General features: G+C 56.8%; 22 protein-coding genes and 1 pseudogene. 17 read left to right on the top strand and 6 right to left on the bottom strand.

The window, feature by feature from the left end; genetic code table 11:
• Positions 1–28 precede the first annotated feature (28 nt).
• Positions 29–262 (top strand): YdcY family protein, encoded by a 234-nt coding sequence (locus BJ885_RS08510; protein WP_047647612.1) that lies wholly within the window; start codon positions 29–31, stop codon positions 260–262.
• Positions 263–265: 3 nt separating this feature from the next.
• Here BJ885_RS08510 and BJ885_RS08505 read toward each other — a convergent pair whose 3' ends face one another.
• Together BJ885_RS08505 and BJ885_RS08500 are read right to left on the bottom strand one after the other, a co-directional pair.
• On the bottom strand, positions 266–715 hold the full coding sequence (locus BJ885_RS08505; protein WP_121931705.1) for a DMT family transporter: 450 nt from the start codon (positions 713–715) through the stop codon (positions 266–268).
• On the bottom strand, positions 712–1230 hold the full coding sequence (locus BJ885_RS08500) for a GNAT family N-acetyltransferase (RefSeq protein ID WP_029741497.1): 519 nt from the start codon (positions 1228–1230) through the stop codon (positions 712–714). The genes BJ885_RS08505 and BJ885_RS08500 overlap by 4 nt, the downstream gene beginning before the upstream one ends.
• A 148-nt stretch (positions 1231–1378) precedes the next feature.
• Here BJ885_RS08500 and BJ885_RS08495 point away from each other — a divergent pair, with 148 nt between their 5' ends.
• The 3 genes from BJ885_RS08495 to BJ885_RS08485 all read left to right on the top strand — a co-directional run bounded on the left by BJ885_RS08495 (position 1379) and on the right by BJ885_RS08485 (position 3984).
• Entirely contained in the window at positions 1379–1954 is a 576-nt protein-coding gene (locus BJ885_RS08495) for a helix-turn-helix domain-containing protein (RefSeq protein WP_023311983.1), read from the top strand.
• A gap of 65 nt (positions 1955–2019) precedes the next feature.
• Complete coding sequence (locus BJ885_RS08490; protein WP_054829639.1) at positions 2020–3060, top strand: NADP-dependent oxidoreductase; 1041 nt, start codon at positions 2020–2022, stop codon at positions 3058–3060.
• A 255-nt stretch (positions 3061–3315) separates the two neighbouring features.
• A complete protein-coding gene (locus tag BJ885_RS08485) occupies positions 3316–3984 on the top strand; it encodes a GntR family transcriptional regulator (protein WP_023311981.1) in 669 nt (222 codons plus the stop codon).
• A 119-nt stretch (positions 3985–4103) separates the two neighbouring features.
• Here the strand turns inward: BJ885_RS08485 and pqqU are convergent, their stop codons facing one another.
• On the bottom strand, positions 4104–6218 hold the full coding sequence (pqqU, locus tag BJ885_RS08480; RefSeq protein ID WP_121931704.1) for a TonB-dependent receptor PqqU: 2115 nt from the start codon (positions 6216–6218) through the stop codon (positions 4104–4106).
• Positions 6219–6460: 242 nt separating this feature from the next.
• Here pqqU and BJ885_RS08475 point away from each other — a divergent pair, with 242 nt between their 5' ends.
• Positions 6461–7522, top strand: coding sequence for a YncE family protein (locus BJ885_RS08475; protein ID WP_121931703.1), 1062 nt, complete (start codon positions 6461–6463; stop codon positions 7520–7522).
• Positions 7523–7573: 51 nt separating this feature from the next.
• Here BJ885_RS08475 and ansP read toward each other — a convergent pair whose 3' ends face one another.
• Together ansP and BJ885_RS08465 are read right to left on the bottom strand one after the other, a co-directional pair.
• On the bottom strand, positions 7574–9070 hold the full coding sequence (gene ansP, locus BJ885_RS08470) for an L-asparagine permease (protein WP_029740259.1): 1497 nt from the start codon (positions 9068–9070) through the stop codon (positions 7574–7576).
• 322 nt (positions 9071–9392) lie between these two features.
• Positions 9393–10289, bottom strand: coding sequence for a LysR family transcriptional regulator (locus tag BJ885_RS08465; RefSeq protein ID WP_121931702.1), 897 nt, complete (start codon positions 10287–10289; stop codon positions 9393–9395).
• Positions 10290–10401: 112 nt separating this feature from the next.
• On the opposite strand from BJ885_RS08465, the gene BJ885_RS08460 reads away from it, so the two are divergent.
• Positions 10402–10800 (top strand): cupin domain-containing protein, encoded by a 399-nt coding sequence (locus tag BJ885_RS08460; protein ID WP_121931701.1) that lies wholly within the window; start codon positions 10402–10404, stop codon positions 10798–10800.
• Here the strand turns inward: BJ885_RS08460 and BJ885_RS08455 are convergent.
• The gene (locus tag BJ885_RS08455) at positions 10797–12332 is read right to left on the bottom strand and encodes a methyl-accepting chemotaxis protein (protein WP_121931700.1); all 1536 of its coding nucleotides are present in this window, start codon (positions 12330–12332) and stop codon (positions 10797–10799) included. The two genes, BJ885_RS08460 and BJ885_RS08455, sit on opposite strands and share 4 nt — an antisense overlap.
• Before the next feature lie 345 nt (positions 12333–12677).
• Here BJ885_RS08455 and BJ885_RS08450 point away from each other — a divergent pair, with 345 nt between their 5' ends.
• The 11 genes and pseudogenes from BJ885_RS08450 to BJ885_RS08395 all read left to right on the top strand — a co-directional run bounded on the left by BJ885_RS08450 (position 12678) and on the right by BJ885_RS08395 (position 22956).
• Positions 12678–13217 (top strand): AAA family ATPase, encoded by a 540-nt coding sequence (locus BJ885_RS08450; protein ID WP_121931800.1) that lies wholly within the window; start codon positions 12678–12680, stop codon positions 13215–13217.
• A gap of 110 nt (positions 13218–13327) precedes the next feature.
• Positions 13328–14329: an LLM class flavin-dependent oxidoreductase gene (locus BJ885_RS08445; protein WP_121931699.1), complete on the top strand. Its 1002-nt coding sequence runs from the start codon at positions 13328–13330 to the stop codon at positions 14327–14329.
• The gene (locus BJ885_RS08440) at positions 14326–15447 is read left to right on the top strand and encodes a M20 peptidase aminoacylase family protein (protein WP_039262859.1); all 1122 of its coding nucleotides are present in this window, start codon (positions 14326–14328) and stop codon (positions 15445–15447) included. The genes BJ885_RS08445 and BJ885_RS08440 overlap by 4 nt, the downstream gene beginning before the upstream one ends.
• Before the next feature lie 16 nt (positions 15448–15463).
• Positions 15464–17727, top strand: a pseudogene (locus BJ885_RS23455) (NtaA/DmoA family FMN-dependent monooxygenase).
• A 9-nt stretch (positions 17728–17736) separates the two neighbouring features.
• Positions 17737–18246, top strand: coding sequence for a GNAT family N-acetyltransferase (locus tag BJ885_RS08425; RefSeq protein WP_029740268.1), 510 nt, complete (start codon positions 17737–17739; stop codon positions 18244–18246).
• 9 nt (positions 18247–18255) lie between these two features.
• On the top strand, positions 18256–19182 hold the full coding sequence (locus BJ885_RS08420; protein ID WP_121931697.1) for an amino acid ABC transporter permease: 927 nt from the start codon (positions 18256–18258) through the stop codon (positions 19180–19182).
• Positions 19166–19939 carry an amino acid ABC transporter ATP-binding protein gene (locus tag BJ885_RS08415; protein ID WP_023335851.1) on the top strand — a complete coding sequence of 258 codons (774 nt, stop codon included), beginning with the start codon at positions 19166–19168 and terminating at the stop codon, positions 19937–19939. The genes BJ885_RS08420 and BJ885_RS08415 overlap by 17 nt, the downstream gene beginning before the upstream one ends.
• Before the next feature lie 9 nt (positions 19940–19948).
• On the top strand, positions 19949–20836 hold the full coding sequence (locus tag BJ885_RS08410; RefSeq protein WP_121931696.1) for an ABC transporter substrate-binding protein: 888 nt from the start codon (positions 19949–19951) through the stop codon (positions 20834–20836).
• A gap of 41 nt (positions 20837–20877) precedes the next feature.
• Positions 20878–21495 (top strand): glutathione S-transferase family protein, encoded by a 618-nt coding sequence (locus BJ885_RS08405; RefSeq protein WP_023311965.1) that lies wholly within the window; start codon positions 20878–20880, stop codon positions 21493–21495.
• 37 nt (positions 21496–21532) lie between these two features.
• Entirely contained in the window at positions 21533–21763 is a 231-nt protein-coding gene (pptA, locus tag BJ885_RS08400) for a tautomerase PptA (RefSeq protein WP_023335848.1), read from the top strand.
• Positions 21764–21954: 191 nt separating this feature from the next.
• Complete coding sequence (locus BJ885_RS08395) at positions 21955–22956, top strand: Kdo(2)-lipid IV(A) acyltransferase (protein ID WP_121931695.1); 1002 nt, start codon at positions 21955–21957, stop codon at positions 22954–22956.
• Position 22957 lies beyond the last annotated feature (1 nt).

Here is a 22957-nt window from a genome sequence, read left to right as displayed (position 1 = left end):
GCCACCCGGCGATTCACAAGGAGTGACAATGTCACATTTAAACGAAGTTACCGCCCGTGTGGATGCCGCTATTGAAGAGAGCGTCATCACCCATATGAATGAACTGCTGATCGAATTAAGCGATGACGCAGAGCTCAGCCGTGAAGAACGCTACACCCAGCAGCAGCGTCTGCGTACCGCGATTTCGCACCACGGTAAGCAGCATAAAGAGGAGTTGGACGCGCGGGAGGAACAGCTGACCAAAGGCGGCACCATACTGTAACGATCAAAACTGGCGTCGCGCCACCAGCCAGGCCCCGACGACCAGCATCACCGCGCCGCATACCGGGCCAATCAGGGCGCGGAGCGGAACGCCGTGGCTCCTCAGCACGTCCATCACCAGCCCGCCAATTAGCTGGCTTGCCACCAGCACGGCGATAGTCGTCGCCGCGCCAACGTTCTGATACCCGCTAATGCTGGCAAACACGAAAAACGAACCCAGCAGCCCGGGGATAAGCGTCCACCAGCGTACCGTTGCGGCCAGCTCGCTAAATCCGGCGACGCCCTGTTTTAGCAGCAGAATGCTGATAAACAGCACAATGCCGACCAGGGAGTTCAGCAGCATCGCGATAAGAATGGTGGAGGAGGACTGGGTGATACGCACCATTAAGGTGTTTTGCACCACCAGACCTATTCCCGCCGCCACCAGAAACGCCAGCGTCAGTGACTGATTCATGGGATGGCGTCCGGATCGCTGCGCTCGTCCAGCTGCAGCTGCATAAAGGTCAAGTCCAGCCAGCGGCCAAACTTGGTTCCCACCTGCGGCATCTGCCCCGTGGTGACAAAACCAAGCGTTTCATGGAGATGAATCGAGGCATGGTTTTGCGCTTCAATACCGGCCACCATCACGTGTTTGCCGATGGCGCGGGCCTCGTTAATCAGCGCGATCATCAGCGTGCGGCCAATGCCTTTGCCCTGATGGTCCGGGTGGACGTAGACCGAATGCTCAACCGTATGACGGAAACCGTCGAAGGCGCGCCAGTCGCCGAAAGAGGCGTAACCGGTGATAACGCCGTTTTCTTCACTCACCAGAACCGGGTAACCCGCGAGCGTGCGCGCCTCAAACCACGCGATTCGGTTATCGGTATCGACGGTTTTATCGTTCCAGATCGCGGCAGTATGCAGCACCGCGTGATTGTAGATTTCTCCTATCGCGGCGCAGTCTTCTTTGCTGGCATGACGAACGATCATGATTAACCCTCTGTGTGTTGTTCACTATAGTATTACGTTATTCCTACGATATTACACAATCGTATCGCCCGATCGCTACGGCATAAGCCATATTTTTTTGTTATCAAAACCCCATTGAAATGCCGTTCATACACTATAGTATGACGTCATGAACACCATAACAGACACGATGAATCAACGGATTAGCGCAAGAATTCGCCTTGAACGCGAATCTCGCGGATGGTCCCTGAGCGAGCTTGCTGACCGGGCAGGGGTTTCGCGCGCGATGATCCACAAGATTGAACGCGGAGACAGCAGCCCGACGGCCACCTTGCTTGCTCGCCTGTCTGGTGCGTTTGGCATCAGCATGTCAACGCTTATTGCCCGGGCCGAAATGCAGGAGGGCAAGCTGCTGCGCCTTGCAAACCAGCCCGTCTGGCGAGATCCACAGACGCACTATCTCCGCCGCCATGTTTCTCCCCGCACCGATCTGCCCATCGACCTTGTTCAGGTTGAACTGCCCGCGGGCAGCGATGTTCCGATGCCTGCCTCTTCTTACGCGCTGGCTCGTCAGCTTATCTGGCTCCAGTCCGGCGAGCTGGTGTTCCAGGAGGGCGATACGCGCCACGAAATGCACGCCGGAGACTGTCTCGAGCTGGGGCCGCCAAATGACTGCCGGTTCATCAACGAAACGAATGAAACCTGCATCTATCTGGTTGTACGGCTTAACCAGTCTGCCTCGTAATGCTAATGCGATAACGCCGATCGTGAGCCAGGCTGTAATGACATTTGTACCAGAAGGAGATCCCGATGAATCAACCTGTTTCGCAAAATCGCCGCTGGGTACTGGCCTCTCGTCCGCAGGGTGCGCCGGTCGCGGAAAATTTTCGTCTCGAAACGCAGCCTGTTCCCGCCCCTGCTGAGGGACAGCTTTTGCTGCGCACCGTCTGGCTGTCGCTGGACCCTTACATGCGGGGGCGCATGAGCGATGCGCCATCCTATTCACCACCGGTTGAGCTGGGCGCGGTGATGGTGGGGGGAACGGTTAGCCGCGTTGAGCAGTCAAATCATCCCGATTTCAAACCGGGTGAGTGGGTGCTGGGCTACAGCGGCTGGCAGGAATATGAACTCTCGGACGGCAGCGGCCTGGTGAAGCTGGGCGAAAATCCGTCACATCCTTCCTGGGCGCTGGGTATTCTGGGCATGCCGGGCTTTACCGCCTATATGGGGTTGCTGGATATCGGGCAGCCAAAAGCGGGCGAAACGCTGGTGGTCGCCGCGGCGACAGGCCCGGTTGGCGCGACCGTCGGGCAGATCGGTAAAATCAAAGGTTGCCGGGTGGTCGGGGTCGCCGGTGGGGCTGAAAAATGCCGCCATGCCGTTGAGGTCCTCGGGTTTGACCTGTGTCTGGATCACCACGCGGCCGATTTTGCCGAACAGCTGAAACGTGCCTGTCCGCAAGGAATTGACGTCTATTATGAAAACGTCGGCGGGAAAGTATTTGACGCCGTGCTGCCGTTACTGAATACCTCCGCGCGCGTGCCGGTGTGCGGCCTGGTGAGCGGCTACAACGCGACGGGCCTGCCCGAGGGGCCGGATCGCCTGCCGCTCCTGATGGCGACCATCCTGAAGAAACGCATTCGTATGCAGGGCTTTATCATCGGCCAGGATTACGGTCACCGCATTAAGGAGTTCCAGGAAGCGATGGGACGCTGGGTGCAGGAGGGCAAAATTCACTATCGTGAACAGATAACGGACGGGCTGGAGAACGCGCCCGAGGCGCTGATTGGCCTGCTTGAAGGGCGTAACTTCGGCAAAGTCGTGATTCGCGTCGCGAGTGACAATAAATAAACAGCATTATGGCGGGGTTTCCCGCCATATTTATTTGTGAAGATACGATATATTGTCTTTAATTAATGGACATGGCATTTCGCGCCCGCTTCCCGGATGGGCCCGAAACCAATAAAAAAAACAAATTTTGCTTTTTTGATGTTTTTACGTACTTCCCACCACCAGGCATGACGATACAGGATATATCGGACCAGCGTCGTTTTATTAAAACTGGCGTTTAAAAATAGCATTAAGTTTTAGCTACAGGAATTGAACATGCTTGATTTGGACCACTTAGAAAAAGCCCAAAGGGTCAGTCTTACCATGCAAGTTGAACACAGTTTGAAAGGAGCGTTAATTACAGGCTCACTCAAACCTGGGGCACGACTGATTACGAAAGAGATCGCCGATAAATTAGGAACCAGTATTACCCCGGTTCGCGAGGCGCTGTTGCGCCTGGTGTCATCAGGGGCGTTACACGCCACGCCGGCGCAGGCATTTCTGGTTCCGGAGGTCACGCTGGAGCGCTATAACGAGATTAACGCCATTCGCAAGCAGCTTGAGCCGATGGCGGTCGCCGCAGCCTGTCAGAATATGTCTGATAGCAAACTGGAGGCGTTGCGCAAATTGTCGGATGCCTTTCATGAGGCAATGCGCAACGGGAACGTCCAGCAGGCATTGCATGCGAACCGCGTCTTCCGGTTTACGCTTTATCAGTATGCGGAAATGCCAACGCTTAATGCATTAATTGAGCAGCTGTGGGTACGCATCGGGCCCTGTATGAACTATCTGCATCAGGAGCTTAACGACATCAAAGCCTCGACATATCACTATGACGAACTGCTTTCCGCCCTTGAGCGAAGAGATGTTGTTGCCTGCCAGAAGGCGATTGATAAGGTGATTGATGAAGCGAATTTGCTTTTACAGCGACAATATTTTAACTAAGAGATTATTTAGCAGAGCGACTATATTCCGCACCTAATTATTTATCCGGTGAATAACTCCTGATGGTTTATTGCCATCAGGAGCGTTATTTCATTAATAAAATAAACTTTTCTTTTCGCTTACTCGAAGCGATAAGAGACCGACAGCCCGACCCCGTAGTTGCGGCCTGGTGCAGGCTCGTAATAACGACCGTTAGACTCGTTGACAATAACCGAGCCCGCGTACTCTTTATCGAACAGGTTATCGACGCGGCCAAAGACGTCCATGCCCCAGCTGCCGTAGTTGAATTTGTACCCGGTGTTCAGCCCGACCACAGTATAGGACGGCGCTTTCGCCGTATTTTCGTCGTCGGCCATGATATCGCTCATGTAGCGCACGTCTGAGCCCGCGTACCAGCCTTCCTCTGGCTGCCAGCCAAACGAGGCGTAACCCATGTTGCGGGCAATGCCAGGCATACGATTACCGTTACAGTCTGCGTCGCTGCACACGTTAGTCCGGTAGGTGGCATCCAGATACGTCCATGCCATCTTCAGCTTCCAGTTCTCAGCAAACTGCTGGTCGAGGAAGACTTCCACCCCCTGACGACGGGTTTTACCGGCATTTTTATAGCTGGTACGCCCGCCAGAGCTGGCATCCACCACGATCTCATCATCCGTATCGGTGCGGAACAGCGCCGCGGTCAGCAGGCCATTGCCGATGCGGGTTTTGCTGCCCACTTCATACGTGTTGTTGGTGGACGGCTGCAGGCCGATGTTCAGGCCGCCCTGGTTATCGGCACGATAGGAGAGTTCGTTGATGGTTGGCGTTTCGAATCCACGTCCTGCGGCAGCGTAGAGGTTCCATCCGTCCGTCACCGCATACTTCACGGAACCGGCCGGGAGCCACTTGTGATAGCTCGCGTCACCGCTGTCGTCACCGTTGCCCGGCGTAACGTAATGGTCGTTGGAATCAAACCACACCGAGCTGTAGCGCACCCCCGCATCCACCGACAGTTTCTGCGTCAGCTGCCAGCTGGTTTGCAGGTAAGGGTCAACGTTCCACATCAGGTTACGTTCGTTTCGACGCTTGTCACCCTTCACGCCGTAATCCGGCACGCCGTTGTTCATCACGAAGTTCTCGTATCCGCGACGATCTTCGCTCAGGTTTTCGTAGTTCAGGCCGGTAGTAAACGTCACCGGCACCAGCAGCTCGCCACGGTGCGTCCAGCGGGTATCGATACCCTGATAATGACGCTGCATATCAATCACGCCGCCGGAGTGGGAGGCTTTTAGCTGCGGCTGATACGGAATCGACTGGTACTGCGTCATTTCACGCTCGCCGGCGTACATCATCACGCTGAGGTCGTCCTGGGTGCTGAGCTGACGATCGTAGCGCAGACCGGCCTGGGTCTGTTTGATGGTCTTGCGGGTGTTGTACTGATCGCCGCGCGGAGACTGACGCGGATTGTTCTGCCACTCCTGATAGCTCAGCCCGCCCGGATCGTTGGCCTTCATGTCCACGCTGTTAAAAATCAGCGTCAGCTTGCTGACGTCGTCAATGCGCACGCCCAGCTTGGCGTTAGCGAGGTTCTTCCGCGCGCCGCTGTGGTCGCGGTAGCCTTTGGTGGTGAAACGGGTGGTGGAAACGGTGTAATCCACATCGCCCGCGTGGGTGCCGTCACCCATCGCGCCGGTGGCCTTCATGCCGTAGCGCCAGGTACCGTAGCTGCCGTAATAGCTGCTGGCTTCAATGGTCGGCGGCTGCTGACCGGTCTGGGTGTTGATGTTAATCACTCCGCCGGAGGCGTTGCCGTACAGGGCTGAGAAGGGGCCGCGCAGCACTTCAACGCTCTCAACGCTGGAGAGATCGATGTTGGAGGTCTGGCCCTGTCCGTCCGGCATGGTGGCAGGGATACCGTCGACATACATACGGATACCGCGCACGCCAAACGTTGAGCGGGCACCAAACCCGCGCATTGAAAGCTGGAGGTCCTGGGCATAGTTCTGGCGGTTCTGAATTTGCAGTCCCGGGACGCTGCCCAGAGATTCAGACAGGTTGATGCGCGGCGCGGCGTGGCGCATGTCATCGCCATTGACGACGCTGACCGCGGCCGGGGTATCCAGTTCCGATACGGTTTGCGGCGTGGCGCTGACGATCATGGTCTGTTCCTCCGCGCTAATTGCGGTTAGCGGCGCGAAAATAACGGGAACCAGCAGCAGCGGGAGAGAAGCCTTACGGGCAGAAATGATTTTCATGAATAAAACCGGTTGTGGTGTATAAACGAACCAAATGGAACATGTCCATACATGTTAAAGGTTTTGTAAATGTTTTGAAAACTATAACCGCACATTGCGTTAATGAAAGGCGAGACGCGAAAGAAAAACTCCACATTCAGTTCATTAATGATTACTATTCTCATTATCAAAAGGCAATGCCATGACGTTGCCTGCCGGAAGTGATGTCAGCGGAAACCCCTCTTTTCAGAAAAGGAATTGTTATGTCTTTACGTCATCTGTGCTCGCCGCGTCTGAGCCTGTCACTGCTGTCTGCCACTTTACTGCTTGCCGGGACGTTCCAGGTGCATGCCGCCGAAGAGGTGCTGCGTAAAGCGGTGGGCAAAGGGGCGTATGAAATGGCGGTCAGCCAGCAGGAGAATGCGCTGTGGGTGGCGACCTCGCAAAGCCGCAAAACCGATAAGGGCGGGGTTATCTATCGCCTTGATCCGGTCACGCTGGACGTGACGCAGGCGATTCACAGCGATCTCAAACCCTTTGGCGCCACGCTCGACGGCGCGACGCAAACCCTGTGGTTTGGCAACACCATCAACGGCGCCGTGACGGCCATCGATGCGAAAACGGGCGACGTGAAAGGGCGACTGGTGCTCGATAATCGCCAGCGCAGTGAAACCGTCAAACCGCTGCAGCCGCGCCAGCTGGTGGCTGATGACGCGAGCAACACGATTTACATCACCGGTGTCGGCAAAGAGAGCGTGATTTGGGTGGTGGATGGCGCGACCCTGAAGCTGAAAGAGACCATTGCCAATACCGGTACGTACAGCACCGGCCTGGCGCTGGATGCGCAGGCAAAACGCCTCTACACCACGAATGCGGACGGCGAGCTGGTAACCATTGATACGACCACGAACAAAATCCTGAGCCGTAAAAAAGTGCAGGATGACGGTAAAGAGCACTTCTTCCTGAACCTCAGCCTCGATACCGCCGGCCAGCGCGCGTTTCTGACCGATTCAAAACAGCCGGAAGTGCTGGTGGTGAGCCTGAAAGACGGCAGCGTGATGGAGAATATCGCTGCGCCTGAATCACTGGCGGTCCTGTTTAACCCAACGCGCAATGAAGCCTACGTGACGCACCGTGAAGCCGGTAAGGTGAGCGTGATTGATGCGAAAACCTACAAGGTGACCAAAACGTTCGATACGCCGGTTTATCCGAACAGCCTGGCGCTCTCTGCGGATGGCAAAACCCTGTACGTGACGGTGAAACAAAAATCCACTCGCCAGCAGGAAGCCACCCAGCCTGACGACGTTATTCGTATCGCGCTGTAAGATAAAAAAAGGGAAGGCATTTGCCTTCCCTTTTTAACGCTTACCGGATGCTTAACGCGAGGTTTCTTCCACCAGCGGTGCGTCGTGTTTTTCATCGTCGTGATGAACCGGCGCTGTGCTGTGGATCTCGTGAACGCGCTTACGCACGCCGAACCAGCCGGCAATCAGCAGCACGGCCAGCAGCGGAATGGTCGCGATGGTGTAGGTACCGTTCGGGTAGTCGAACGCCATCAGCACCAGCACGCTGAACAGGAACAGCAGGGTGAGCCAGGAGGTCACCGGTGCGCCCGGCATCTTGAAGCTCACATCAGCCGCTTTGCCTTCTTTGATCGCTTTGCGCAGACGCATCTGGCAGACCACAATAAAGGCCCAGGAGGCGATAATCCCCAGTGCAGCCACGTTCAGAACGATCTCAAATACGCGGGACGGCACCAGATAGTTCAGGAACACGCCAAATACGTACACCACCAGCGTCGCCAGAATACCGGCGTACGGCACGTGCTGCTTGCTCATCTTCGACATGAATTTCGGCGCAGAGCCGCCCATCGACATAGAGCGCAGGATACGACCGGTAGAGTAAAGGCCGGAGTTCAGGCTGGAGAGCGCCGCCGTCAGAACCACGATGTTCATGATGCTGCCAACGTATGGCACGCCCAGCTTAGAGAAGAAGGTCACAAACGGGCTCTGACCCGCCTGATAGGCAGTCCACGGGAGCAGCAGAACCAGCAGCACCACGGAACCGACGTAGAACAGACCGATACGCCAGATCACGCTGTTAATGGCTTTTGGCACCATGGTCTGCGGATCTTTACATTCACCTGCTGCGGTGCCCACCAGTTCGATGGAGGCGAAGGCAAACACCACGCCCTGAACCAGGACCAGCGCAGGCAGCAGACCGTGCGGGAAGAATCCGCCGTTATCGGTAATCAGGTGGAAGCCGGTGGCATTGCCGTCCAGCGGCTTGCCGCTGCCGAGGAAGACGGTACCCACGACCAGGAAAATCACGATGGCCAGCACTTTTACCAGCGCAAACCAGAACTCCATCTCCGCGAACCACTTCACGCCGATCATGTTCATGGTGCCGACAATCGCCAGCGCGCCAAGCGCAAAGACCCACTGCGGCACATCGCCGAACGCGCCCCAGTAGTGCATATACAGCGCAACGGCGGTGATATCGACAATGCCGGTCATCGCCCAGTTGACGAAGTACATCCAGCCCGCAACGTAGGCCGCTTTTTCACCGAGGAATTCACGGGCGTAAGAGACGAAGCTTCCGCTGGAAGGGCGATGCAGTACCAGTTCACCCAGCGCACGAAGAATAAAGAAAGAGAAGATCCCGCACACCAGATAGACCAGGGCGAGAGCCGGGCCAGCCATTTGCAGACGCGCACCCGCACCTAAAAACAGACCCGTTCCGATAGCGCCGCCGATGGCGATCATTTGAACCTGACGGTTGCCCATCGCTTTGTGGTAGCCCTCTTCGTGGGAGTTCAACCAGCGACGTTTAGCAGCATGATGATCGGCTGCGCTTTTATTGCTTGTTTTCATTGAGTTACCTGTTTGCCTGTCTGAACCATTATCGTGATAGTCCTGCCTGGCAGAGCGCAATACAAACGATTGCTTCTGCGCAAACACATGTCGCCTTCCCAGTCATTCTGCGTATGGATAAGGCGAAACATGGCGAGGCATCCTACCTGCAATTCATAAGCGACGCAAAATATAACCGTGCCGAAAGTGATGCACGTCGAAGGAAATCGTGTGGTCAGAGCAGACGGCGATCACAACACGCTGAATCGTGATGAGTTTTTAGACAAAACAGTTGGAGGGTTGATTATTTAATCATCAGATTTTCTTAATTATTACCAGGTGGTCAAGATTTTGACTGCAGGAGAGCATCTAACAGTAACCTGAAAGCGGTAGTGTGCTGGCGACGGCTCGGATAATAAAGGTGATACCCCTCGAAAGTAGGGCACCACGATTCAAGGACCCTGACCAGCCGTCCGTGATTAAGCGCCTCCAGAACCGACGCCTCCGGTACGTAGGCGAGTCCGAGTCCATTCTCAGCGGCGTCGATGCGCTGCGACAGGCTGCTCAGCGTAAGCTGCCCATCAACCCGAACGCGAAGCTCGCGCCCGTCGCGTTCAAATTCCCAGTGATACAGTCCCCCGCGCGTGGGCAGGCGCATGTTGATGCAGCGGTGGTCAGCGAGCTGCTCCGGCGTCTGCGGCACGCCAAAGCGAGCCAGATAATCCGTAGAACCGACCACGGCCATGCGCATATCCGGCGCGATCCGTACCGCAATCATATCTTTTGCCACCTGTTCACCCAAGCGTACTCCCGCGTCGAAACGGCCATCCACAATATCCGTCAGCCCGTTATCTACCGTTACTTCGACGTTAATCTCAGGATACTGCACCATAAACGCCTTCAGCACCGGCCAGAGCACGGCGTCCATCGCATGCTCGCCGGCGACGATGCGAACAGAACCTGCGGGTTTGTTGCGGGTGCTGCGAAGCGCCGTGAGCTCCTGCTCAATCTCAAGCAAATGCGGGCTTAAGCGCGTAAAGAGCTGTTCACCCGCCTGGGTGGGAACAACACTGCGGGTTGTGCGGGTTAAAAGGCGAACGTCCAGTCGCGCTTCAAGCTTGCGCATGGCATGACTCAGCGCCGATTGCGAGACGCCCAGCTGCGCCGCCGCGCGCGTAAAGCTGCGCTCGCGGGCGACTACCATAAAAGAGAGCAGGTCGTTGAAATTATCTTTTAGCATCGCGATTGCCTCTATTTATGAATTTCAATCATATTTCCTATCTGATTATGCACGCTAATGCTCCGGATTGCTTTGCGCTACTGTTAACGCAACAGTAAACGAGGAGCATAAGATGAAAATTATCCGCAGCGGATCATTACCTTCAGCAAAAGGACCGGGAGCCTGGTTCACCGGCACCGTCCGCATTGACGCGCCATTTCAGGCGAGCGAACCTGCCAGCGTCGGCGGGGCAACCGTGACCTTTGAGCCGGGCGCGCGCACCGCGTGGCATACGCATCCCCTTGGGCAAACGCTGATTGTGACGCAGGGTCGCGGCTGGTTACAGGAATGGGGCAAAGCGGCGGAAATATTGAATCAGGGCGATATCGCCTGGATCCCACCCGGCGTAAAGCACTGGCACGGCGCAAGCGCGCAAACGGCGATGACGCATATTGCCATCGCCGAATCCGTTAACGGCAGCCCGGTTACATGGCTGGAAAAAGTCACCGACGAGCAGTATCCGAACGGTTAACCGCCAAAAACGGCAATCGCCTGCTGCAGGCGCGTGGTGCGCTGCGTCAGGTGATTCGCCGCGTGAGTGACGTTATCCACCATCCCCGTATTGTTGTGGGTCATTGCGCCGATACGGGAGATGGAGGCGTTGATGAGCGTCAGGGCCTGGGTTTGCTCCTGCGTGGCGTGGCCGATCTCCTTAATCAGGGAGGAGACCCGCAGCACGTTGTCGATCATAACCGTCAGCTGCGTTTCGGTCTGTTCCACTTTTTCCACGCCAGCGTTGACGCTGGCGACGTTTTTCTCAATCAGCGCTTTGATCTCTTTCGCCGCCGTCGCCGAGTGCTGCGCAAGGTTGCGCACCTCAGCCGCCACCACGGCAAATCCGCGCCCGGCTTCACCTGCGCGCGCCGCTTCCACGGCCGCATTCAGCGCAAGAATGTTGGTCTGGAAGGCAATACGATCGATAACGCTGATAATATCGACGATCTGGCTGTTATCCTGCGACACGGATTGCATCATACCGATCGTTTCTTTCATCATCGCTTCACCGCGGTGGGCGCTGTCGCGGGTGCGATCCGCCATCTCCGTGGCTTCTTTCGCGGTTTCTGCCGTCTGCTTCACCGCGCTGGCGATCTCTTCTACCGCCGACGCGGTTTGCTGCAGAAAGTCTGTGGTCTCTTCTGAACGCGTCTGCAGCGCCGCGCCTTCTTTCGCGACCTGCTGGCTGATGGTGCCAATCCCGCTGATTTGCGCCCCAACATCGTCAACCAGCGAATTCAGGTTCAAACCTGATTGATTGACCAGGCGCATCATCAGCCCGATGTCATCGATCCTGTCAAAATGGTAATAGTCCGTTTTACGTCCTGAAACCACGCTCTGCATCTGTTGCACAATAGATTTTACCGGACGGGCGATCTGCGCATGAAGATAATAGGCCAGGGAAGTAAACAGCAGTACCAGACTCCCCGACTGCACAAGTTTATCAGGGAATAAATACACCGCCAGGCAGGAGAGTAACGCCGTCGTCGCTATACCCAGATGGATTCGTTTACTGGTGCTAAGACATTTAAAGAGCGACATAAACGAAAATAAACCGCGCCGTACCAGTAAGCCTTTATAAAAGCGGTAATGTTTTAATTCGTTATTACGCACTTTTGCGTACAGTTTTTCACTGGCCGCAATCTCTTCCCGTGCGGGGATATTTCGCACGGAAATATACCCCGTCAGGGATCCACCCTGCCAGACCGGCGTCACGTTAGCCCGCACCCAGTAGTGGTCGCCATTATGACGACGGTTCTTCACCAGCCCCGTCCAGGTCTCACCTTGCTGCAGGGTAAACCACATGTCGCCAAAGGCCTCGGCAGGCATATCGGGATGCCGGATGAGGTTATGCGGCTCACCCAGAAGATGTTCTTCTTTATATCCACTGGCTTCAATAAAAGCGGAATTAGCATAGGTAATATGGCTTTTGGTATCGGTGGTCGACATTAACGTCGAGCCATCGTTAAGTAAATACTCGTTTTGTGTAACGGGACTGTTACGCCTCATGAGTAACTCCATGATGATGTGCAAGAATAAAAAATGCCCGGAAAAAGCTCCGGCAAGATTAATGTGATTATTTTTATATAACGCTCTGCAGCATATTCTGTCTGAAATTATGACTGCCTGAAATACCCGTCGTTCATTATTTTTAATCTGTTAATGCTATCGAATGTAATAAAAATGAAAATATTTTCAGGGGCGTATTCTGGAGTCGCTGCAAATAAACGACATAAGCCAAACTGAAAGAGGGAGATCGTCTCTCAGGAAAAATTGCCATGCTGAAATAGCGTTTCGTTAACAGGATGAAAACGCTATGATTTGGTCAGTTTTCGTTATTACAGTGAGGCTGAGGTGAAAATTAACGTCATCGGAACCAGCGGGAGCGGAAAAAGCACGCTGGCGAAGCAGATTGCTACCGAACTGGCTATTCCCTATATCGAGATGGACAGACTCTACTGGCGACCTGACTGGCAGGGAACGCCGGACGATGTGTTTCAGGAAAAGCTGGAGCAGGCGCTACAGGCTTCGCCAGACTGGGTGCTTGACGGCAACTATAACCGCACGCGGCCGGTGAAATGGCGTAATGTCGACGTTGTGGTGTGGGTCGATTATGGCTTTGCCCGCACCCTCTGGCAGGCCGTCACCAGGGCAATCAAACGGGCCTGGCATAAGCACGAGCTCTGGCCCGGAACCGGGAACAAAGAGAGTTTCCGGCGCGCGTTTTTCAGCAGAGAGTCCATCCTCATCTGGACGATGAAAACCTGGCGTAACAACCGCACGCGTTATGAATCCGATCTGCAAAACCCGCAGTATGGGCATATTCGCTTCATCCGCATTACCCGCCGCGGGCAGGGGAAAACGCTGATTGCCGACTTAAAGTCTTATTCTTAGCATGGTTTTATATATCTGATTTCCGGCAAACTAAATGTAAATTAATTGTTTCTCAGTGGTGAAATGCGCCTTTAATAATGTCGACATGTTAAGTCAAACGAGAACGCAACATGTCATGGCGAATCAGCATTCTGGATAAAAGCCCCATCGCTGAAAACGAAACGGCTGCCGATGCGCTGGCGCGTACGCTGGCGCTGGCGCAGCAGGCAGAAAATCTGGGCTATCACCGCTTCTGGATTGCCGAACACCACAATACTCCCCACCTTGCCAGCCCCTCGCCGGAGCTGCTGATTGCCTGGATCCTCGGGCAGACAACGCGCATCCGCGTCGGATCCGGCGGCGTGATGCTCCAGCACTACAGCCCTTATAAAGTCGCCGAGAATTTCAACGTGCTGGCCGCGCTGGCGCCGGGCCGCGTGGATCTCGGCGTCGGAAAAGCCCCCGGCGGGCTGCCGCTCTCAACCCGCGCGCTTCAGCAGGGTCTGAATCAACAGGAAAAGGGCAGCTTCGCCGAACAGCTGGCCCAGCTCGATCGCTGGATCCGTCCTGAGCATCAGTCTCATGAAGAGGCCGTTCGCGCCACGCCGCTGCCGCCGCTGCCTGCAGAGGGTTTCCTGCTGGGCGCGAGTATCGATAGCGCGCTGCTGGCCGCCGGGCTCGGCTGGCACTTTGTGTTTGCCGCGCATCTGAACGGTGACCCTGAGCTGCTGCGCGAGGTGGTCTCGACCTGGCGTAAGAACAGCGCGCGGGACGTGATTGTGGCGGTACAGGCGATTGTCGCGCCGACGCAGGCAGAGGCGGAAGCCCTGGCGCAGAAGGTCGAAGTGTGGGGCGTTGAGCTGGCAAACGGCCAGCGTGTCACCGTGGCCAGCGAAGAGCAGGCCTACGCCTTTGCGCGTCAGGCGGGCAGCGAGCCGGTGCGCATTGCACGTCGGGCGCAGTCGCTGCTGGCGGGTACGGCTGAGTCGGTGCTCGAACAGCTTAACGCCCTGCATGAAAAGTGGGGTATTGACGAATTTATCATCGACACGCCGGTAGCGGAGGGGGCAACGCGCGTCGCGTCGCTGCGCCTGCTTGCCGAGGCGCGTCTTAACAAGGAGGTCACCGTATGAGCTTTGGCGAACAGCTGATTGCCTGGCGTCGCGAGCTGCACCAGAACCCGGAGCTCTCCGGTCAGGAAGTGGAGACCACGACGCGCCTGCGCCAGTGGCTGACGAACGCCGGGATTACTCCGCAGCCTTACGACCTGTCGACCGGGCTGGTGGCGGAAATCGGCTCGGGCAACAAACTGATTGCGCTGCGGGCGGATATCGACGCTCTGCCGATTGAAGAGCGCAGCGGCGTGCCGTTTAGCTCCCAGCGTGCAGGCGTAATGCATGCCTGCGGGCACGATATCCACACCAGCGTGATCCTCGGCGCCGCGTTAAAGCTGAAAGAGCGGGAAGCGTCGCTTAACGGCCGGGTGCGGATCCTGTTTCAGCCTGCCGAAGAGAACTTTGGCGGTGCGAAGAGCATGGTGCGGGCCGGTGCCCTGCGCGACGTCAGCGCCATCTTCGGCATGCATAACGAGCCCGGCCTGCCGGTCGGTGAGTTCGCTACCCGCGGCGGGCCGTTTTATGCCAACGTCGATCGCTTCGTGATCCGCATTACCGGTAAGGGCGCGCACGCCGCACGTCCGCACGAAGGCAACGACGCCATCGTGCTGGCGAGCCAGCTGGTAACGGCGCTGCAAAGCGTCGCCAGCCGCAACGTCAACACGCTGGACTCGGTAGTGCTGAGCGTGACGCGCATTGCAGGCGGTAACACCTGGAACGTGCTGCCGGAAAGCGTCGAGCTGGAAGGCACGCTGCGCACCCACCGCACGGAGGTGCAGCAGAACGTGAAAGCCCGCGTGGGCGAAATCGCCGCCGGGTTTGCCAGCGCCTTTAGCGCGCAGATTGATATCACCTGGTATGCCGGGCCCACCGCGCTGGTGAACGACGAGCGCTGGGCCGATTTCGCCACCTCGGTCGCCAGAGAAGCAGGCTACGAAACCCGGCACGCCGAGCTGCATATGGGTGGGGAAGATTTCGCGGTCTACCTCCAGCAGATCCCGGGGGCGTTTGTCAGCATCGGCAGCAACAGCCCGTACGGTTTACATCATCCGGCATTTAATCCGGATGAGGCATTAATTGAGCCCGCTGCCCGCTATTTTGCACAGCTTGCGGAAAAAGCCCTGCAACACGTTTAATTCTGGAGAGGTGAATATGTCTGCACATCGTCAACTGCGGCTCGGGACCATTTTGCATGGTGCATCCGGAAATATGTCCGCCTGGCGTCACCCTGAGGCCGTCGCCGATGCCAGCATCAATTTTGATTTCGTCAAAGCGACGGCGTTAAAGGCGGAGGAGGGCAAACTCGATTTTTTATTCGTTGCCGACGGTCTCTATATCAACGAGAAATCGATCCCGCATTTTTTAAACCGCTTTGAACCGCTGACGGTGTTATCCGCTCTCGCCAGCATCACCTCGCGCCTGGGGCTGGTGGGAACCTTATCAACCTCCTACAGCGAGCCTTTCACCACGGCGCGCCAGTTCGCCAGCCTCGACCACCTCAGCAACGGACGCGCGGGCTGGAACGTGGTGACCTCACCGCTGGAAGGGTCAGCAAAGAACTTTTCCCGTGAAAAACACCCCGAGCACGCGCTGCGCTATCGCATTGCGGATGAGTATCTCGACGTGGTGAAAGGGCTGTGGGATTCCTGGGAGGGCGACGCCTTTGTGCGCAATAAAGAGAGCGGTCAGTTTTTTGATTCGGCCAAACTGCATACCCTGGAGCACCACGGTGACTTCTTTCAGGTCGCCGGGCCGCTGAATATTGGTCGTACGCCACAAGGCCGACCGATTGTCTTTCAGGCGGGCGCGTCGGACGACGGGAAAAAGCTGGCTGCGAAACATGCCGACGCCATTTTTACCCATCACGAAACGCTCGATGAGGCAAAAGCCTTTTACCGCGACGTGAAGCAGCAGCTGGAAATTAACGGACGACGCACGTCAGATTTACATATTTTCCAGGGCGTCAGCGTGATTGTGGGTAAAGACGCCGACGACGTGGAAAATCAGTACCAAACCACGGCGGCGCTGGTGTCAATTAATGATGCCCTCAACTACCTCGGACGCTATTTCGAACATCACGATTTCAGCCAGTATCCGCTCGACGAGCCGTTCCCGGATATCGGCGACTTAGGCAAAAACAGCTTTCGCAGCACCACCGATGAAATTAAGCGCAATGCCCGCGAGCGCAGCTTAACCCTGCGTCAGGTAGCGCTGGAAGCCGCCTCGCCGCGCCCGCGCTTTTCCGGTACGCCGGAAGAGGTGGCCGACGGCCTGCAGGCCTGGTTTGAAGGCTATGCCGCAGACGGCTTCATCATTCAGGGCGGTACGCCGGACACCTTCCCGCGTTTTGTTGACCAGGTTGTGCCCGTTTTACAGGCGCGCGGCCTGTTCCGTACCGACTACCCGGGCAACACGCTGCGCGAAAGCCTCGGCTTAGACGAACCCAAAAACCAGTTCACACAACAATAAAAGAGAACCCCGCTATGCAGAAAACATCGCTTATTCTGGCGCTCGCGCTGGCCTTTACCCCTGCCGTCTGGGCAGAGAATGTGAATATTAACGGCACCGGCGTGAGCATCGAGGCCAATAAAACGCCTGTTAATACCGCCAAAAACAATGATGCGGTGGCACAGCTGCCAAAAGATTATCGCTTTGCCGTCCCGGGGAAATTTACCGTGGCGGTGGCGGGGCTCAATCAACCGCCGCTGACGGTTTTCTCCGACGATAACAAAACGCTGCTGGGAAGCGAGGTTGACGTCGCCCGTCTGGTCGCAGACAGCCTGGGGCTGGAGCTGAACGTGGTGCCGACCTCCTGGGAAGACTGGCCGCTGGGCGTGGCCTCCGGGAAATATGATGCCGCCATCAGCAACATCACCGTCACCAAAGAGCGTAAAGAGAAGTTTGACTTTGCCACATACCGCAAAGATTCCCTCGGGTTCTACGTGAAATCAACCAGCCCGATCAAGTCGCTTCAGAAGGCGGAAGACATCGCCGGGCTGCGGATTATCGTCGGCTCCGGCACCAACCAGGAGGCCATCCTGCTGGCCTGGAATGCCGAAAACCTGAAGAAGGGGCTGAAGCCCTTTACCCCGATCTACACCAAAGACGATGCGGCACAAACTCTAGCGCTGCAGTCCGGGCGCGCGGATGCCTACTTTGGTCCGAACGTGATTGGCGCCTGGAAAGCGGCGCTGAATGGGAAAACCAAACTGGTGGGTAGCGTCGACGGCGGCTGGCCGAAGGCGGCGCACATTGCGGTCACGCTGAAGAAAGGCAGCGGGCTGGTTGAGCCGGTACAAACCGCGCTGAACGGCGTCATCAAAAACGGCGACTACGACAAAGTGCTGAACCGCTGGGGGGAAGGCGTTGAGCGTATTCCTCAGTCAGAAGTGAATCCGGCTGGCCTGGGCGATTAAGGAGGCGTGATGAGCGAACGATTTCGTGATGTTTCACCGGAAGACGCCGAGCTTCAGCCCATTATCGAAGGGCTGTTCGGTGAATATGCCGCCCGCTACGGGGACTACTTCTCCAAAGACGCGGAGGTTGAGCTTACAGAGTGGTATTTAGCGCCGCAGGGGCTGTTTATCGTTCTGGAGCGCGACGGGAAGATTATCGCCACCGGCGCGTACAAACCTTTCGACGAACGCACCGCGGAAATCAAACGCATCTGGACGGACAAAACCCTGCGTCAGCAGGGGCTTGCCGGGCGCGTGGTGCACGAGCTTGAGCGCAGGGCGGTGCTGGCAGGATACAGCCAAATTTACCTGACAACCGGCTTTCGCCAGCCGGAAGCGGTCAGGCTCTATCTCAGCCAGGGCTATCAGCCGCAGTTCGATCTGAACCGGGATCCGGAAGAGTACAGCCAGCCGCCGTTTGACGGTCGGCTGCGCTTCACCAAAACGCTGGTACGCGAAGCGTTCAGTAAAACCGCATGAGGAATGACGATGAGCAACGTTGAAACCATTAAGGTGGTCCCGGCGCGTTATCCGCTGCGGGCCGTTGGCGCCGCGGTGGCGCTGTTTGTCCTGGCGGTCGTGATTCAGTCCGTGGCCTTTAATCCGCGCTGGGAGTGGGCGGTGTTTGCCCGCTGGTTCTTTGACCCGGTGATCCTTGAAGGTGTCGGGCAGACCCTGCTGCTGACGCTGATCGGCACCGCGCTGAGCGTGGTGCTTGGCGGCATGCTGGCGCTGGCGAGACTCTCTTCATCCTGGCTGCTGAGCAGCCTGGCGTGGGCCTACATCTGGCTGTTTCGGTCGCTGCCGCTGATTGTGGTGCTGATCGTTCTGTACAACTTTTCCTATCTCTACGACACGCTCTCTCTCGGCGTGCCGTTCACCGGCATAACCTGGGGCAGCTTTGAAACCATCAACGTGCTGGGGCAGTTTTCTACCGCCGTGGTGGGGCTAACCCTGGTGCAGAGCGCCTATACCGCCGAGATCATTCGCGGCGGATTCCTCGGGGTCGACCACGGGCAGTACGAGGCCGCCGCCGCGCTCGGCCTGCCCGCCTGGCGCCGCACGGTGCGCATCATTTTGCCTCAGGCGCTGCGCACCATTCTGCCGTCGGGGTTCAATGAAATCATCAGCCTCGCCAAGGGCACGGCGATGGTGTACGTCCTGGCGATGCCGGAGCTGTTCTATACCATCCAGATGATCTACAACCGCACGCAGGAGGTGATCCCGCTGCTGATGGTCGGTGCCGCCTGGTACCTGGCGATCACCACCGTTCTGTCCGCTATCCAGTACGGCGTCGAGCGCGCGCTTGCCCGCAGCGAACGCCGCTCTGCCGTTAATCAGAACCGTGCCGCCCGTCGTACCCGTTCTGTCACCACCACGCCAGCACAGGAGCCCGTTCATGCAAGCCTCTCCTGAAGGACATATTTCGATTACCGGCGTCAGCAAGTTTTTTGGCCGCCATAAGGCGCTCGATAACGTTTCACTTGAGATCCCGCCCGGGTCCGTGACGGTCATCCTCGGGCCGTCCGGCTCGGGTAAATCGACGCTGCTGCGCACCATTAATCACCTTGAGCGCGTCGACGAAGGCTTTATCCAGATTGACGGGGATTACATTGGCTATCGTCGTCAGGGCGATAAGCTCTATGAGCTAAAGGAGAAGGAGATCCTCAAACAGCGCGTCAACGTGGGCTATGTGTTCCAGAACTTCAATTTGTTTCCCCATCTCACGGTGCTGGAAAACCTGATAGAGGCGCCCATCGCGCATAAAAAGCTCAGCAAAAAAGAGGCGGTGGAAAGGGCGTACAGCCTGCTGGACGTGGTTGGGCTGCGGGATAAAGCCGATGCCTGGTCACGCCATCTTTCCGGCGGTCAGCAGCAGCGTATTGCGATTGCTCGCGCGCTGGCGCTGCGTCCCCGCGTGATGCTGTTTGATGAGCCCACTTCGGCGCTGGATCCGGAGCTGGTAGGGGAAGTGCTGGACGTGATCAAAAAGCTGGCCCGGTCCGGCACCACGCTGGTGGTGGTGACCCACGAGATCGGTTTTGCCCGGGAAGTGGCGGATCAGGTGGTGTTTATGGTCGACGGAAAAATCGTCGAGCAGGGAAGCAGTGACGAGGTATTAAACCGTCCGTCACATGCGCGAACGCGCCAGTTCCTCTCCAAAGTCTTGTAAGGAGTGCCAATGAAATATGGACTTCTGGCGGGGCTGGTCTTTACGACGGCGAGCCACGCCAGCATTGATTTGAAAGCCAACGAACAGCCGCTGCCGGTGACGGTGGATCGGCAGGCCGTGGAGAAAATCCCCGCCAATTACAAATTCGTTGAGCCGGGTACGCTGACGGTCGCCGTTTCGGCGCTGAATTCTCCGCCGCTGGCGCTGCTGGCCAGCGATAACCGTACGCGCATTGGCAGCGATCCGGATATCGCCCGCCTGCTGGCGGGCAGTCTGGGGCTAAAGCTGAAGCTGGTGCCAACGGCGTGGGAAGACTGGCCGCTGGGGATCGCCTCCGGGCGCTACGACGTGGCGCTGGTGAACATTGCGGTGACCGAACAGCGTAAAGAGAAGTTTGATTTTGCGACCTACCGCGTCGATTCGCTGGCGTTTTCGGTGAAATCCACCAGCGAGATCCAGTCAATCAAAAGCGCGGAAGATCTGGCAGGGAAAAAGGTGATTGTCGGCTCCGGTACGAATCAGGAGCGCATTCTGCTGGGCTGGAACGAAGAGAACAAAAAGGCGGGGCGGACGCCTGCGCTGCCGGTCTATCTCCACGACGATGCCTCGGGCAATCTCTATATTCAGTCCGGCAGGGCGGACGTGTTCTTTGGCCCTCAGTCGGTTTCAGCCTACAAAGCGGCGCTCACCGGCAAAACCCGCGTTGTCGGTTTAGGGCCGAAAAAAGCCTATGTCGCGACCACCACCAAAAAAGGCAATGAGCTGGTGTACGCGCTGCAGGCCGCGCTGGACGGCGCGATTAAGCGCGGAGATTACCAGAAGGTGCTGGCGCGCTGGGGCGAGCAGGGCGAAGCGGTGGCGCAGTCGGAGGTCAACCCGCCTGGGATAACCTACTAATGGTGCTCTACACTTAGGGTTTTCATCCCGCAGGGGGCAACATGATTAAACTCTATGGCGTACCCGGCTGGGGCTCGGCAATCGGTGAAGTGATGCTAACCCTGGCAGATATCCCTTATCAATTTATCAACGTGGACGGGTTTGACCAGCCCGGTCCGCAGCGTGAGCTGCTGCAAAAGCTCAACCCGCTGTGTCAGGTACCCACGCTGGAGCTGGAAAATGGCGCCATCATGACCGAAACGGCGGCGATCGCCCTGATGGTGCTCGACAGATGCCCCGATCTCGCGCCGCCCGTGGGGCAGGCCGAACGCCAGCAGTTTCAGCGCTTGCTGATCTGGTTTGTGGCCAACGTCTATCCCACGTTTACGTATGCGGACTATCCAGAACGCTGGGCGCCGGATGCGCCTGAACAGCTGCAGAAAAACTGCATCGAATACCGGAAGTCGCTTTACTTGTGGTTCGAAACTCAGCTCAAGGCCGCCCCGTTTGCGTTGGGTGAACGGCTGACGCTGCTGGACGTGTATATCGCGGTGGCGCGCACCTGGGGGCCACGCCATGACTGGTTTGCGACCAATACGCCGAGGTTTACGGCTATTGCGGACACCGTATGCCAGCTGCCGGAACTGCACAAGGTGTTAAAGGCCAACGGTATTATCTGATAACGTGGAGCCCTGACTCACAACTGGAAGCCTGCATATGCCACACGTAGATATCAAATGTTTTCCCCGCGATTTGAACGACGAACAAAAAACCGCACTGGCCGAGGATATTGCTGAGGTCATTATTCGCCATTTCAACAGCAAAGACAGTTCGGTGTCTGTTGCGTTGAATCAGGTGAACCAGGAGGACTGGAAAGCTCAGGTCTGGGATACCGAAATAGGACCGAAGCTGGACGAGTTAATCAAAAAGCCAGGCTATTCAATGTAAGCGCAACTGCCGGGGGGAACTCTCCTCCCCGGTTTTCCCGTCTCGTCTTCCCGCTTTTTCGCAAAAATCGATAAAAATGCGTTTTATCTTATCCGTTACACTTTACGTTTCTGGCTGACAGCCCATCAATCCTTAGGAAAGATCTCAAACAGAATCAGTTAAGGACAGACACGTTAAAGGATAATTTTCTCATGACAAAATTACCCCGTTTTTCACTCGCCTTTCTTCACCCTCGTTACTGGCTAAGCTGGGCTGGCATCGCCGCGCTGTGGCTCATCATGCTGCTCCCTTATCCGCTGCTGTTCCGAATCGGCCACGGCCTTGGACGGCTGGCGATGCGCCTGCTTCCGCGCCGCGTCGAGATTGCCCGCCGCAACCTGGAGCTCTGTTTTCCGGAGATGAAAAAGGCGGAGCGAGAGTCGCTGCTGCAGCGTAATTTTGAATCGGTAGGAATGGGGGTAATCGAAACCGGGATGGCATGGTTCTGGCCCTCGTGGCGGGTGAAGAAATGCTTTACCGTGCAGGGGTATGAGCACATGGAAAAGGCGCGGGCAAAGGGCAATGGCGTGGTGCTCGTTGGCATGCATTTTCTCACCCTCGAGCTGGGCGCGAGGATCTTTGGCATGCTTAATCCCGGCATTGGGGTGTATCGTCCGAATAATAACGCGCTGCTGGACTGGCTTCAGACGCGCGGACGCCTGCGCTCCAATAAAACCATGCTCGATCGTCATGATTTAAAGGGCATGATCCGCTCGCTGAAGCAGAATGAGATTTTGTGGTACGCCCCGGACCATGACTATGGCAAAACCAATAGCGTCTTTGTGCCGTTCTTTGCGGTTCCGGATGCCGCCACGACCGCGGGTAGCTACATGCTGGTCAAAAGCGCTAAGCCTGCCGTCATTCCCTTTGTGCCGCGCCGCAGGGCGGACGGCACCGGCTACGAACTGATTATTCTGGAGGATATCAGCGAGTCGCTGCAGGGAGGAGATAAAGAATCTGTTGCGACGCAGATGAACAGGGCGATTGAACAGGCGGTACGGATGGCGCCAGAACAGTATATGTGGCTGCACCGGCGCTTCAAAACGCGTCCTGAAGGTCAGCCTGACCGGTATGCCCGCCGCAAGAACGTGGCACCACGGGCTGATATCCTGTCTGCCGCCGATCTTTCCGAACGGTCGGGCATCCAGCACTAAG

The sequence above is a fragment of the Enterobacter sp. WP_7_1 genome (genome assembly GCF_003688535.1).
Taxonomy (GTDB): Bacteria; Pseudomonadota; Gammaproteobacteria; order Enterobacterales; family Enterobacteriaceae; genus Enterobacter; species Enterobacter asburiae.
Note: the sequence above shows the minus strand (reverse complement) of the source record. Positions and strands in the feature narration are given on the sequence as shown.

Coding starts and splice junctions, on each gene's coding strand:
- BJ885_RS08510 (WP_047647612.1), top strand. CDS start 29: ATGTCACATTTAAACGAAGTTACCGCCCGTGTGGATGCCGCTATTGAA.
- BJ885_RS08505 (WP_121931705.1), bottom strand. CDS start 715: ATGAATCAGTCACTGACGCTGGCGTTTCTGGTGGCGGCGGGAATAGGT.
- BJ885_RS08500 (WP_029741497.1), bottom strand. CDS start 1,230: ATGATCGTTCGTCATGCCAGCAAAGAAGACTGCGCCGCGATAGGAGAA.
- BJ885_RS08495 (WP_023311983.1), top strand. CDS start 1,379: ATGAACACCATAACAGACACGATGAATCAACGGATTAGCGCAAGAATT.
- BJ885_RS08490 (WP_054829639.1), top strand. CDS start 2,020: ATGAATCAACCTGTTTCGCAAAATCGCCGCTGGGTACTGGCCTCTCGT.
- BJ885_RS08485 (WP_023311981.1), top strand. CDS start 3,316: ATGCTTGATTTGGACCACTTAGAAAAAGCCCAAAGGGTCAGTCTTACC.
- pqqU (WP_121931704.1), bottom strand. CDS start 6,218: ATGAAAATCATTTCTGCCCGTAAGGCTTCTCTCCCGCTGCTGCTGGTT.
- BJ885_RS08475 (WP_121931703.1), top strand. CDS start 6,461: ATGTCTTTACGTCATCTGTGCTCGCCGCGTCTGAGCCTGTCACTGCTG.
- ansP (WP_029740259.1), bottom strand. CDS start 9,070: ATGAAAACAAGCAATAAAAGCGCAGCCGATCATCATGCTGCTAAACGT.
- BJ885_RS08465 (WP_121931702.1), bottom strand. CDS start 10,289: ATGCTAAAAGATAATTTCAACGACCTGCTCTCTTTTATGGTAGTCGCC.
- BJ885_RS08460 (WP_121931701.1), top strand. CDS start 10,402: ATGAAAATTATCCGCAGCGGATCATTACCTTCAGCAAAAGGACCGGGA.
- BJ885_RS08455 (WP_121931700.1), bottom strand. CDS start 12,332: ATGAGGCGTAACAGTCCCGTTACACAAAACGAGTATTTACTTAACGAT.
- BJ885_RS08445 (WP_121931699.1), top strand. CDS start 13,328: ATGTCATGGCGAATCAGCATTCTGGATAAAAGCCCCATCGCTGAAAAC.
- BJ885_RS08440 (WP_039262859.1), top strand. CDS start 14,326: ATGAGCTTTGGCGAACAGCTGATTGCCTGGCGTCGCGAGCTGCACCAG.
- BJ885_RS08425 (WP_029740268.1), top strand. CDS start 17,737: ATGAGCGAACGATTTCGTGATGTTTCACCGGAAGACGCCGAGCTTCAG.
- BJ885_RS08420 (WP_121931697.1), top strand. CDS start 18,256: ATGAGCAACGTTGAAACCATTAAGGTGGTCCCGGCGCGTTATCCGCTG.
- BJ885_RS08415 (WP_023335851.1), top strand. CDS start 19,166: ATGCAAGCCTCTCCTGAAGGACATATTTCGATTACCGGCGTCAGCAAG.
- BJ885_RS08410 (WP_121931696.1), top strand. CDS start 19,949: ATGAAATATGGACTTCTGGCGGGGCTGGTCTTTACGACGGCGAGCCAC.
- BJ885_RS08405 (WP_023311965.1), top strand. CDS start 20,878: ATGATTAAACTCTATGGCGTACCCGGCTGGGGCTCGGCAATCGGTGAA.
- pptA (WP_023335848.1), top strand. CDS start 21,533: ATGCCACACGTAGATATCAAATGTTTTCCCCGCGATTTGAACGACGAA.
- BJ885_RS08395 (WP_121931695.1), top strand. CDS start 21,955: ATGACAAAATTACCCCGTTTTTCACTCGCCTTTCTTCACCCTCGTTAC.